Source organism: Bacillus cereus group sp. N24, assembly GCF_016483345.1.
In the GTDB taxonomy this organism is placed as follows: domain Bacteria; phylum Bacillota; class Bacilli; order Bacillales; family Bacillaceae_G; genus Bacillus_A; species Bacillus_A toyonensis.
Genome location: NZ_JAEHCA010000002.1, coordinates 455951 through 469080 on the forward strand (window position 1 = coordinate 455951; position 13130 = coordinate 469080).

The window sequence follows — 13130 nt, forward strand, 5'->3', positions numbered from 1 at the left end:
AATCTGAAAAGGAGCGTTATGTATGCAGCGTTACCTTGCTCTATTATTAGCACTCATCCCTATTTCATTAGCTGTATTCGGCATTAAGTTAATGAGAGATACTGTGTTTGGGATTTTATTCCCCCCAATTTCTATACTATGGTTACAGTTTTTTATTGGCGCTCTCTGCTTCGCACTCGGGTTTTACATCTTTGGTGGCTTCGTCTTACACCGAGACCGTAAACGCAATAAAGTTCAAGCTCGCTTTAGAAGATAAAGTAAAACTTTAATCACTAGGGTTTTGTCCATTTCTAACTGATGATGAGTCCTACAACAAAGAGCTTGATAAATAAAAAATGAGACCTTTATATTAGGTCTCATTTTTTTATCGGCAATAAAGTTCTTGCTGTTTCAGGATAATCGGTAATAATCGCCGAAATATTCATATCAAAATATTTACGCATAAGAGTTTCTTCATTTATTGTATAGGGGCGAACCTCTACACCACTTTCCATTGTTAGTATAGCTATGGCATCTTGAAGGTAACGATAATTAGGATGTACTGCTGTTGCGCCCATTTTTTTTGCATATGCCCACGGACTATGCAAACCTTCACGATATAAAATAGCTGTTTGAATATCCGGAGCCATCATATGACATTTTTTCATACTGTAGTGATTAAACGAAGAAAATACAACACGATCTTCTAGACTAAACTTACGTACAAGTGTTATAACCTCTTCTTCTAAACCTCTGTATGGGATTTTATTATTTTTAAATTCAATATTGAGTAGCAATTTCGTTTTGGCGAGCCATTCTAATACTTCTTCTAGAAGAGGTATTTTACAAAAACCTACTTTATCACCGAATTTATAACTCGCATCCAACTTACATAAATCCTCATATAAATAATTTCGAACCGCACCTTTTCCATTTGTTGTCCGATCCACCGTTTCATCATGAATGACGACAACCTTTCCATCTTTCGTTAGTTGAACATCAAGCTCAATTCCGTCCGCTCTAAAAGCCTCCGCCGCTTCAAATGAAACCATTGTATTTTCCGGATACGTTCCCGCTGCACCACGATGTGCAAATATAAGAGTCATCCTCACTCCCCCAATCTTATGCTATACTATACGAAAAAGGAGGTACTTCTATGAGACCATTACAAATTTCTCCAGACACTGCAGTTCGCTTATCAAAAGCATTAGGTGTGCCGCTCGAACAGCTCATGCATATGCCACAACACATTTTAATTCAAAAGCTAGTTGAATTAGAAAAACAAAATAAAGACGAAGAATAATATGGTCCTGTTTTGCAGGACTTTTTGATTTATCCTTACTACATATACTATCACAAGTACATCTTCCATACAGTGAAACTTCCACCAGATAAGTTATCTTGTCTTATTCTCCTACTGATCCCACAACTAATCGCTTTCTTACAAGCATTCTTTGAACAAAAAAATGAAAGAGCGTTGCCTCATGGCATCGCTCTTTCATTTCTCTATTGGAAATATATTAAACCTTTATCATTTATCCGCTTTATGATTTATCGTTGTCTTATTATGCTCTGTTTTCACCCATGTATGTTGTTGCTTCCATTTAATTAGACCAACAATTTGAGCATAAACAAACGTATATGCGTAATAAAAGATAGAAAAACTCATTTGGATAAGTTTATACTTTCTATTTGTATCTACCTTAACTGCATAATACATACAAACAACAAATTGATACAGGAATAATATTAAAGAAAGAATACTCGCACCTAAAATCATCGCAACTAAACGTTTCCCTATTGCAGGGATATCTTGATATGATTGCGTCGCAACAACATATCCTAAAGCAATTAAAATACCTATCAAGGTTATTGTCATTTGAACTGCACGAGTCATTCCGAATAGATAAAACAACTGGTCAATAATTCTTATTTTCCCTTTTTCAGTAAACAGTTTTTTTACCATAGGTTTAAAGTTTGTAAATGCAACATACCAATGCCCTTGAGACCAACGCGTACGTTGTTTAATACTAATTTTAAAGTTATCTGGTTTTTCATCGTATACTCGAACAAAGTGATTCCATAATACTCTTCCATTATCTTTAACAATTTCCATCTCTAATTCTAAATCCTCTGTTAGCGAATCAAAACGGAAACCACCATGTTTCATTAAGTACTCCATTTTAACAATGAACCCAGTTCCACCAATAGCATTCGGTAATCCCAGACGATATTTTGCCAGCTGGAAGAAACGATTTGTTAAGTAATAGCTCATAGCATAACCAAGCGATAAATTAGTCGCTGAGTTTTTTGAATCTAAATAAATTTGAATCGCTTCTGGCTTATCTTTAGCAATGTACTGTGAATTTAACTCTTGTAAAACATTCGAATCGACATGATTATCAGCATCTAAAATCATTAAACAGTCATATTTTTCAGTCAGTTTATCAAATCCTAAATGACGTAACGCATATTGTAAACCTGCTGGTTTCCCTACGCCTTCACGAGGAAATAGCTGTTCACTTGTATTAACATATTTCATTCCCTTTTCTTCACAAATAGCACCTGTTCTATCCGTACTATTATCATTTACAACATAAATATCATACAAATCATCTCGGTATTGAATTTTTCTTAAATTATCAATAGTTGAACCAATTACTTTCTCTTCATTATGTGCTGCAACTAATATTAAAAACTTTGTCTTATCTTCAATTATTTCATAATCACGTTTCGCTTTACCAAATCCAAAAAAGGAAATGATTACATAGTATACCGTATTAATATTAACATATACTGTAATGATAAAAAACAATGCTAATAACACGGTAACTACTTTTCCGCTCAAAAATTCCATGTCCATCCTCCTAAAATCTTTCCAATATACACCATTATAGACTCTTAAATAATAATAATCTAGTTCGTTTCGTATTTCAAATAGTTTTTCTTACATAACGATGAAGATTAGTATCGTAAATAATCATAAAATACAGTGGAATTTTAGTCAGCTTTTTTTATCTATCTCCACTGACTATTATCCTCTATTAATTAAGTTTTTATTGTAATCTACCTTTCGCTAACCACCAAATCCCACTTACTAACATTACGTCTAAGCAAACTGTAAATAAAAATAAATGCTTAGCGAAATCCCCTTCTCCACTTCCAACAAATGGGACCACATAAGAAATCATGCCAATTATAGCTACCGCTGTAAATATGTCAGGAATAAGCCGCTCACTATGCGTCTTAGCTCTTCTGTATTCTAGCAAAATTCCTAGTCCATATAAAACGTATAAAAGAACAATCCATATGAATCCATTTGGATGATATTGCTCTTTCACATGACTCCATAAAGAAAATGTCTCCACTTGAGTAGCGGGAACTGGATTATCTTTTTTCTCATAATTACCAAGAAAAGCAACCCCATCAACGGACGGTCGGATAGTCCAAGCATATTCAGCTGTTGCCTCTAGTTTACTCCAAAATCTTTGTGGATGCGTCAAATAAAATTTGGCGATATCAGGGAATTTTATTTTATTATATAATTCTTTATGCAATCTCGGGTCTTCCTGTGGTATCGCTGCATTAGACCAAAAATGAGTTCCTGCATTTACAGCAAGTTCTGGATCAACTCCAAGATCACGTAAATCTTGTTCTGGGTTTGGAGAATCTTTAAGAACCCCATAAAATACTGTTTGATATATATTAATTTTATCAATCCATGCAGGTGAGCTTTTATAACAAATGAAAGATAAAATTAAAAGTAATGCCGTCATTGATACAATTACACTTCTCCATACTTTATCCTTGCGTATAAACCATAGTCTAATAGTAAGTAATGCTGCTATAAATCCTGCTGGTGTATACTGCGTTTTAGAACAAGCTAGCATTATTGCTGATATATAAAACAAAATAACTAACCAAATAGACGGATGTTTCTGACGCGCAAGTTGTATTCCTAATGCAATTGTTAAAAATAGAAACACATACGTTACAGCTTCACCATACATAGAATTAAAATATAGTATGTATCCAATATCTGCAAAAACAACAATTGTTAACGTTACAAGAAAACCATTCACGATTTTATTATTCGTTTTATTCAGTTTGACAATTAGATATAGTGCTAGAAGAAAAATCATAATATATTCGACCGCTAGAACTCGTATATCAAACCAAGGTCCTGGTAATATTTTACCAATCCATAAAGCTGGAACCATGAGAAACAACTGCGAAGAAACATAATCACCTGCAGCTGGATTCACATAAGCATATAAATGATGGATAAATGAAAAGTATTTATCTACCCTCGCTTCATTTGGATCTGGATAAGCCAATCCAATTTGAATCATAATACGTTCAAAGTCACCATTGTCAGCGAGACCAACAATAGGCTTAATAAGTAATAAACCGATCATTACTATTGCCGCAACAACAACTGCTATAACTTCCCATTTTAACCACTTTGTCTGCATTTTTTATCTCCTTTATATGCATGCCATTACGTCATCGTTTTTTTGCCAGACAAACATGCAACTAGCATTATCCTTCCAGCTCTTTTTAAGTGTAAATTACAACCTATTTTGTCATATTTTTTAAAAAAAGAATCTAGAAATACGAAAGCTTATAGTAAATATACCTCTTTATTTACTATAGCTTTCACAATATAAAAATCAACAAAATTTTACATCATCTACCTTAAACTGTCAATTGTTAATCTGATCTTTCAACATAATATTTTATTTATTAATTTAAATATTAGCTTCTTTCAGCAATAAAAAATTCAATTGGCCTCTTATTAGGACGTCGTTCGCACTAATAAGAGGCGAGGGATGGATACCTCCACTACTTATAGTTTCACTTTATTACACTTGTTTTGCATCGCTGTAGTTGCTTCGCTTTCAGTAGAATTTCCAGTAACATATAGATCCCCATCTCCCCTCTACCTACTACCAGCGATTCTCCTTTTTATCTATTTCAGCACTTGCTTGTTTATCTACTGGATAATCTGCAAGTTTTAATATCCAAAAGGTCGCCACCACCACAAGCCCCTATAACCACTACTATCCCTAGCCAAGTTAATATTTTATTTTTCCGCTCTCGTCCCCCCATCTGTATTTATTAAAACCTCTCGCAAAATATTATATAAAAGACCGTGCCCTTATAAGTAATCCTTCTAAATATAGACTTTATATCCTAGGGAGTTGAATGAGCCTTTAATTTACAAAAAAATTTGACTTCTCTACAAAATAGAAAGGCAAATGAATCATAAAATTCATTTGCCTTTGAATGAAACTTTTATTTTTTTAAAATTAGTATTGTTTCTAGATTTCATCGTCAGCTTTGCTATTTATACTCTCAGCTAGCCTTATGTTCAAGTCTCAACTTATCCGCAACCATTGCGATAAATTCAGAATTCGTAGGTTTTGCTTTTGACATGGATACTGTATAACCATCGCTATATCAAGGCGTGTTGTATTTCATAACTATCATTAAATGCTTCTATTTATTGGTTAGAAGTGTACAATCTATTGCTTATCTAAATTTAATTGTACCACCTATTTGAAGTACCTTCAATTATATTCAGACATTATTTTTTAGCCTGTTGAATACTTATATATAACTTATTAGTAATCTATTTCAACATAGGATGAATCCAACTTCCTCGCAACTGAATAATAGTTAATCACTTACAATTTCCTACAAGAAATTTTTTGCTTTATTCTATAATTTTATTAAATCAAAAATAAACTCCATTCAAATTCATGTTTTATACTTATACACCGTTTCTAGTGTAAGGTAGTAAGTGTTAGAAGCTTTCCCTTGTCCTACTATAACAGATAGTAACCCTTGTTCTTTCAGTCCTTTTATTGCTTTTGTTGTATTACGGTTCGCACGTAAATAGTCTTATTGGTTATATGATAACTTCACAGGTGCTTTATCCGATTCTAATTCTTTCATAATATATAGTAACAATAGTTCTGTTTTATATAAGTTAGTGCGTTTGAATAACCCCAATAATAGACACCTTTCTTCCTTATTATATGTTTTAGTACCTACACTAATGACACCTAGCCTTCTATATAGCACAAATTAATTACTACAAAAACAATAAAAACTTCCTCTTAACTGTGGGATACATATTAAAAAGACTTATGCGTAATTCACATAAGTCTTACTTTTGTTACTCATAATTAATTATTATTTGTCTTCGCAATCACATAAGCTAGAAAACAATTCTTAAAATGATGAACCAATAATGCACTACTCTAAAAAAATAGAATTGATATCTATTAAATATAATAATCAGGATTTTCTTCCATTTTTATTAAAAATTCTTCTAAAGAATCCTCTATTTTCGTTGAACCATAATATATAGGACATTGACCTATTTCATTTTCCTGCTTAAATTTAATTGTTAAAAAGCTAATCTCTGATACTTCAAAAAATACTAGTGATTCTTCATCATCGACATCGTCGAAATTAGGATTATATTCATAAATATCTTGTCTTAAACGAAAATCTGCAACAGAAAATGGGTCCATGAATCTGTTAATAAGAGTCTTATTAGTCTTTAAAAATCCATAGCCAATTTCCTCATAGAAACGTTTTAATTCTTTTGGGAATTGCATTTTCAACAAATCTTCTGCTTCTGCTATCTCTTCTTTTGATAAAGGATAAAAAATAGGTGTTTGATTAGATTTAATACTCTCGTCTGCTACAATGTGTTTTTTCAAAAAGTTAAACATGTTTTAATTACCTCCTTATTACAGATGGGCTGTTTTCAATGCTTCCTCAAGCATTGTATTGAAATCATTATATGTGTTCATCACTGTGCCAGATGGTTTATCGAGTTCTAGATAAGTACTGTCTGATAAGTTTTTGCAAAACCACGCAATATTTGAATCCCCAAAGAAAAGATACTCTTTTTGAAATTCATTTTCATACCAAATCTCATTCGTGTCTATAAAGCCGCAAATTTGTTCATCTTTTTCTGTTTCTAGTAAAGGAGAATCAACTCCGTAAAGTACCAGCCCATTAAAATCTAAACCATTTATAATTTTAAGAAACTCTTCGTATTCACTCGGTAAATCAACATTAAATTTCTCTTTTGCATGTTCTCTTAATTTCTGAACTTCGCTATCTGTTGCTGGCGTACTCAGTTTATCATTAAAACTTTTCTCTATTTTTTCAATTTCTAAAATCAGATTTTTCCACATATAAATTTCACCATTGCTTCAGCTTGAATCTGTTCAAAAATTCCTTTCTCATTTCCCTCATAATTGTCTAACATTCTTAGGATTTCTGAAACTTTTGTGTCCATGCTGTTAACTCCTATCAGTTATTTTAAGGACTTTCTTTTACATGTCCGCTTTTGAATCCCATACCTCTACAAATTCAAAGCCTTTTAAATCACTCTCTAAAACTGCATTTCTAAATTCGTCAGACACTAAAACAGTAGAGGAGTGTAATCTTTGATTTAAATAGGTTTTAAATATTATCTGCCCTTCAACTATATTAGGCAAAAATGCGTATTTTTCGAAACCTATTATTAATCCTGTACTTAGTTTTTCAAAAACTGCTTTATTGTAGTCAATTGCATCAATTGTATTTAAAACGTTTATTAGGTAATAAACTTCACCTGTAACATCATGGGTTAGCGGAAGGAACTCAACATTATTACAAATTAGAGGTTCTAATACCTCTTTTGCTTTTCTACTAACCATCGGCGTGCCAAGTTCCCCCCAGAACATAGGACAATCACTATGGTTATCTCCTTCTACACATTCAACAAGAATTTCTCCCCATGAATCAGATAGCTTTATTGCCAAATCAATTTTTTCATCGAAATATTTTTTACGGTCTTCTTTCAAATTTAATGGTTGAAAAGATTTATAGTTATCAAATAAACTTTTTAATTGCCAAATTTTCATCTTTTTTCTCCTTTACTATTTTTCTAGCATAAATAAAATTATTCCTTCTTCGGTTTATTTAATTTTAATTTACCATTTACAATGGCAAAACATACTATGTAACGGCAAATGAAGCCTATGTATATGTGAGGTAGTAGGTAGCAAAAAAGCAGAACCTGATGAAAGCTGAGGTTCTGCTTTTTTATAATGTCTGTCAGCTTTTGAAAGTCAATTTAACTACATATTTGCTTCTGAATCCCATATCTCTACAAATTCAAAACCTTTTAAATCACTTTCTAAAACTGCATTTCTAAATTCATCTGCTACCAAAATATAGTTCGGGTGAATCTTTCCATTTATATACAATTTAAAAAACATTTCATTTTGAACAACACTAGGAATAAATACAAATTTTTCACAGCCTATTATTAAACCTGAACTTAATTTTTCAAATATTGTATTATTAATATCAAGTGCATCTAACACACATAAAACGTGAATAGCATAGTACTTTTCGTTTGTTGTTTTATGAATTAATGGTAAAAATTCAACATTATTGCCTACTAAGGGTTCTAATACTCCTTTAGCTTTCTCACTAATTATTTGTACACCAGATTTCCCCCAAAAAATAGGACAATCACTTTGATACCCTTCATCTATAATCTCAATAAATTTAACTGTCCATGAATCTGACAAACTCACTGTAGAGTTAAAATCATTTTTAAAATATTTTTTGTCCTCTTCATAATTTAATAATTGAAAAGTTTGATAATCACTAGTTGAACTTTTTAATTGCCAAATCTTCATATGTATATTCTCCTTCACCATTTATTGACATATAGTTATTTCTTTGGTTCATTTAATCTTATCTTACCTTCTAATAAATCTTGTCTTATTTTGTGTAAAACTTCAGCTACATCAGCTTGAGTACCACCCATTTCCACAACACTATTTAGTCGTTCTGTTACTTCTCTTATATACTCTTTAGAATGGCTACCTATATGCAATACTTCAGTGGTCACATAATCATTCACTTTATACGGTAAAAATACCCCATTGACAGCAGCATCATGGTGTATTCCAATCTCTTTTAATAATTCCTGTACTTCCACAGCCCTACCATCATTCCAAGGTACAATATGATGTGCCGCATTAGGATACGGTGGTGGTTCAATCCCTGCTTCTTTAAGTTCTGCACGCAATTTTTGAGATGCTGTATACGAATCGGGATAATCATTTTTCACATCTACTCTATCAAGAACTTTATCTGCATATTCCTTTATTACTTCTTGAACATCTTTGACCCTACTTCTTCCACCAGTTTTGGAAAACATAAATGTATCACGGGCTTCTTGTAACATTTCAGAAGCTTTTCTCTTTGCACTTCCAAAGCCACTAGCACCTGCGAATGCAAAGCGTTCTGTCAACGGTAATTTATTCGCAACAGAAGAGATTCCTGTAGAAAACTTTGCTAGATTTACACCTTCACGGAGTGTAGTTACTTTCCCTACATTGCTTATCCCTTTATCCCCAATCCATCCTAACCCAAATTCCATAAAAATACTTGTTCCCCATTTTGTACGACTTTCCGCATCACCATGCCAAACATCATTCATAAATGAATCCGAAAAAGTATTACACATAGTATATGCCGTCTCTAGAGGGTGACCTATAGCATACTTGATATTTTCTTTTGTTACTGTATCGTCTAGTGAATTGAATCCTTCTACAATCTCTCCGATAACTTGCCCAGAACCAACGTATATACCGTCCCAAACTTTTCTAAGCATAGATTTTTCAAGGGAGGTATCATCATACATTGCCTCTTCTTCGATATTATCATCTGATAAATTGTCATTTAGAAGATTGCTAGCTTGGCGTGCCCTATCTTCTCCAATCGCTTGAATAGCAGTTGTCCACTCCATATTCAATCTTTGCGTACTAAACGTTCCGCTTGCAGGACTAAATCCTTTGCCACCTTGCACTTCCGCAAGACCTTGTGCGATACTCGCAGCTAGTTGGAGTGCAGTATCATAATTATTACTAGAAGTATAATTAAATTCATATAGATGTTCTAATTTTTCTTGCAGTTTTTTCCTCATGACAGTAAAAAGATTCGCCATAGCGTCCATACCTGGGATTGGCATAGCTTGACTGATGGCTTCCATACTTGCTTTCATTCGGTCAATTTCTCGAATTTGTTCTAATATTTCTTGTTCAATTACATCTGTGGAAGCGACTTGTGATTGAAATTGACTTGGAAAAGCATCATTCTGACGAATTAACTCTTCACACAGATAAATGATTCCTTGTGCTAAAGGACGAAAGGTTTGTACAAAAAATGATTTTGCACTGCTATAAGTTTGTCCTTGTAGAACAGTATCAATTGCAAAAGCGTCAATCGACTGAATGGCTTGTTCCATACCTTGAATGGTAGCAGTACATACAGCGTTCATACTTTGAGTTTGGCTTTGTACTTCTCCCAAATACATATTTAAACTCATGAATTGACCTTCCTTCTTTATACAGTACTTTATAAGAAAATTATACCATGTCTGGTTATTTCACTGTGCCAAATATTTGAATTTACTAGACAGGTAGAATTAATACGATTAGTTATATAATTGAAAATAAAATTGTTAAACAAATGTTGAGAAATATTAAAATTCAATTTCCATTATATTCTATTCTTGTTATCATTTAATGTAAGACTATTCAGAAAAGGAAGGGATTACATGCACGTTCCAGTGAAGGGGAATGAACAAGTTACAAAGTTACTTAATGACTGGTATCAAGCTATACTACAATACCAAAATATACAAGCAACAAACTTAAAACAAGAAGTTGAAGATAAACTTTCCAGTATAAAAGAAGATAAAAATTTATTATTATACTATTCATTATTAGACTTTAGATATAAAGTACTAACCGATGGACTTAACATTACAAAAGATAGCTTTAATGAAATTAACTCCTTTGATATACCTGATAACAGCTTTTTATCCTATTATTATCACTTCTTCAAAGCTATTCACAGCACAATTCTTGCAGACTATAATGAAGCAAAAGAATACTTTGGAAAAGCAGAGAAACTTTTAATGTATGTGCCTGCCGAAGTAGAAAAAGCAGAATTTAATTATAGGTTGGCATCTTTCTATTACCAAACTTATAAACCCCTACCATCTATTTCATATGCTAACAAAGCAAAAGACTTTTTCAGCAAAACTAACTGTTATAACATTAACATTGCTTTATGTGAAAACGTCCTAGGCTTAGCATGTATACAGATAAGACAATTTGAACAAGCAGAAGAACACTTAAATAAAGCTATTGATATTGTTAAAAAGATTAATAACACGGAACTACTGTTACGTATTAGAAATAATTTAGGCTGGTTATACGCAAATCAAAACCTTTCAGATTTAGCTATCCGTCATTTATCAGAAGTTACAGAACATCTTCCAAACCATTATAAAGCTATATTCTTACAGGCTAGGGAATATTATAAATTGGGTGAACACAATAAGGTTGATACACTCATTGAAAAAGGGCTTGCAGCTTGTACTAAGATAGAAAATAAGGAATACGTACATCGCTTTAATATCTTGAAGGAAATGAATAATGGTTCTGATTCTCTAACGTTGGAAAGTGTTGTTTTAGAAGGAATTTCCTACTTCGAAGCAGAAAATTTAACACGTTGCGTACAAGAATACACGGAAATATTAGCAACTATGTTTTAGAAGGAAGCAAACGAAAAGAAGGCAAGTAGGTATTTTTACATGAGTAATGAAGCAAGAAAGAAATATGAAGAAAAAGGGGCGTTAGTATAATGAAAAAGCTTAAAACAGTACTACTATTATCGGTTACGGCATTTAGTTTCTTAGCAATGGCTGAGGGTGACACACCTGCACCACAAAGACCTGACTTATCGTATAGTCACGGTCATACTGGTGGTTCTCCTGAATATACACATGGAGAAGGTTGGTCTCCATCTTACACACACGGAGAACCTTGGGGTATAGCTGATGGTAATACTGGTTCGCCAACTTATAATAAAGGTGACACACCTGCACCAAAAGCTTAACTGTTTCATAAAGAAAGTCATACTACTTGTATGGCTTTTTTTTATTGTTCCATATTCTATATTTCAATTTAATTAACTTTATATAGGTTTAAATTTCTTTAAATCACTTTATTTTCACTACATAACTGCACTTCATAAATAAAGCTTAATAAAGCACCCGCTTTAAAATTAAATACAAATAAAGTAGGTTACGCATTTCACTTATACAACAAGGAAAGGCAATTAAAGTTTAATAAAGATAATTGAAGTATATTAAACTTATTTAAAGAAACGGCCAGTTTAAGTAATAATAAAAAGACACCCGTTAAGGTGCCCTTAATTTATAAGTGCCTTCGTTTCCGTTTGTAGCCCGTCATTAATATAACTATAGAACGTATCTATTAACTTTTGCTTATGTAGTTCAGGGGCATGTTCAAGTATGTCTATTATATCCTTATAAGCATTACACACTTCTGTAAGAGTATATAGGACTTCTTCAGCCGTCATACCTACCTTTGCTGCTTCTACTATTATATCGTCCATAAAAAAGGAATGGTCTTTGTATTCCATTTCATATAGTAGTTCCGTGAATACTTCCTTATTTAACAATTCTGCATTATCAAGCCTGTATACTGGGTAGCCGAATGTGTCAGCTACCCTTTCCTGTATTAAAGTAACTATAATTTTATTTATCATTGTTATAACCCCCACCTTCCATTTCACATAATTATCCCTTTATATATTTTTCTTTTAAACTCATTTACTTTTTTCTAATGCTTTATTCAATTTTTCAATATGCTATAAAAAGGCATATGCTTTTTCCTTACAACTTTCCGTTCATTATACTCCTAGTGCTGTTTTTAATTTAATGGTAGTAAGATGAAAATCTCCTAGCTAAAGAAGTAATTACTTTCCCAAAACCTCTACCATTTAGAAAAGATTGCTAAGACGACATAAAAAGAGACGTACAGCAATTTGACCTTTGCTATACGTCTTTCCACTATACCGCTAGCACTTGTTATATTTAGCGGTAGGAGGTGACAAATGCCCCCACTAAAAGAAGTAGTAATAATTTTATTATATCCAATATATAAACTGCTTACCAGTCCGAGGTTTTCAGTCCCGTCGCAAAATTTTTTTAAAGAGAATAGCTATTTACAAAGATGAAATTCTTG

The 13130-nt window shown here is 32.6% G+C and carries 12 protein-coding genes and 4 pseudogenes; 4 read left to right on the forward strand and 12 right to left on the reverse strand.

Annotation, left to right across the window (positions count from 1 at the left end):
* Positions 1 to 22 precede the first annotated feature (22 nt).
* Positions 23 to 256: a DUF2627 domain-containing protein gene (locus JDS95_RS05325; RefSeq protein WP_001190186.1), complete on the forward strand. Its 234-nt coding sequence runs from the start codon at positions 23 to 25 to the stop codon at positions 254 to 256.
* Between the two features lie 100 nt (positions 257 to 356).
* Here the strand turns inward: JDS95_RS05325 and JDS95_RS05330 are convergent, their stop codons facing one another.
* Positions 357 to 1085, reverse strand: coding sequence for a glycerophosphodiester phosphodiesterase (locus JDS95_RS05330; RefSeq protein ID WP_000172598.1), 729 nt, complete (start codon positions 1083 to 1085; stop codon positions 357 to 359).
* Between the two features lie 50 nt (positions 1086 to 1135).
* Between JDS95_RS05330 and JDS95_RS05335 the strand changes: the two genes are divergently transcribed.
* Positions 1136 to 1282: a YycC family protein gene (locus tag JDS95_RS05335; RefSeq protein ID WP_001247671.1), complete on the forward strand. Its 147-nt coding sequence runs from the start codon at positions 1136 to 1138 to the stop codon at positions 1280 to 1282.
* 228 nt (positions 1283 to 1510) lie between these two features.
* On the opposite strand, the gene JDS95_RS05340 is transcribed toward JDS95_RS05335, so the two are convergent.
* From JDS95_RS05340 to JDS95_RS05375, 10 genes and pseudogenes are all read right to left on the reverse strand, one after another.
* Entirely contained in the window at positions 1511 to 2836 is a 1326-nt protein-coding gene (locus tag JDS95_RS05340; protein WP_000395074.1) for a glycosyltransferase family 2 protein, read from the reverse strand.
* 199 nt (positions 2837 to 3035) lie between these two features.
* The gene (gene wsfD / locus JDS95_RS05345; protein ID WP_001193753.1) at positions 3036 to 4454 is read right to left on the reverse strand and encodes a glycan biosynthesis hexose transferase WsfD; all 1419 of its coding nucleotides are present in this window, start codon (positions 4452 to 4454) and stop codon (positions 3036 to 3038) included.
* A 404-nt stretch (positions 4455 to 4858) separates the two neighbouring features.
* A pseudogene (locus JDS95_RS32100) lies at positions 4859 to 5091 on the reverse strand (hypothetical protein); the annotation flags it as partial.
* Between the two features lie 246 nt (positions 5092 to 5337).
* Positions 5338 to 5433, reverse strand: a pseudogene (locus JDS95_RS05350) (sporulation initiation factor Spo0A C-terminal domain-containing protein); the annotation flags it as partial.
* Positions 5434 to 5742: 309 nt separating this feature from the next.
* A pseudogene (locus tag JDS95_RS31045) lies at positions 5743 to 5997 on the reverse strand (GntR family transcriptional regulator).
* Between the two features lie 275 nt (positions 5998 to 6272).
* A complete protein-coding gene (locus JDS95_RS05355; RefSeq protein ID WP_085450657.1) occupies positions 6273 to 6728 on the reverse strand; it encodes an SMI1/KNR4 family protein in 456 nt (151 codons plus the stop codon).
* An 18-nt stretch (positions 6729 to 6746) separates the two neighbouring features.
* A complete protein-coding gene (locus tag JDS95_RS05360) occupies positions 6747 to 7199 on the reverse strand; it encodes a YrhA family protein (protein ID WP_085450658.1) in 453 nt (150 codons plus the stop codon).
* A 141-nt stretch (positions 7200 to 7340) separates the two neighbouring features.
* Positions 7341 to 7913, reverse strand: a complete 573-nt coding sequence (locus JDS95_RS05365) for an imm11 family protein (protein WP_085450659.1) — start codon at positions 7911 to 7913, stop codon at positions 7341 to 7343.
* A 216-nt stretch (positions 7914 to 8129) separates the two neighbouring features.
* The gene (locus JDS95_RS05370; RefSeq protein WP_070173760.1) at positions 8130 to 8699 is read right to left on the reverse strand and encodes an imm11 family protein; all 570 of its coding nucleotides are present in this window, start codon (positions 8697 to 8699) and stop codon (positions 8130 to 8132) included.
* 35 nt (positions 8700 to 8734) lie between these two features.
* Positions 8735 to 10396, reverse strand: coding sequence for an AHH domain-containing protein (locus JDS95_RS05375; protein ID WP_144467023.1), 1662 nt, complete (start codon positions 10394 to 10396; stop codon positions 8735 to 8737).
* A gap of 231 nt (positions 10397 to 10627) precedes the next feature.
* Here JDS95_RS05375 and JDS95_RS05380 point away from each other — a divergent pair.
* Both JDS95_RS05380 and JDS95_RS05385 read left to right on the forward strand, forming a co-directional pair.
* Positions 10628 to 11722: pseudogene (locus JDS95_RS05380) on the forward strand (response regulator aspartate phosphatase).
* Positions 11722 to 11976, forward strand: coding sequence for a DUF2790 domain-containing protein (locus JDS95_RS05385; RefSeq protein WP_000734398.1), 255 nt, complete (start codon positions 11722 to 11724; stop codon positions 11974 to 11976). Before JDS95_RS05380 ends, JDS95_RS05385 begins: the two are co-directional and overlap by 1 nt.
* Positions 11977 to 12291: 315 nt before the next feature.
* Here the strand turns inward: JDS95_RS05385 and JDS95_RS05390 are convergent, their stop codons facing one another.
* Positions 12292 to 12651, reverse strand: coding sequence for a hypothetical protein (locus JDS95_RS05390; RefSeq protein WP_085450662.1), 360 nt, complete (start codon positions 12649 to 12651; stop codon positions 12292 to 12294).
* Between the last annotated feature and the right edge of the window lie 479 nt (positions 12652 to 13130).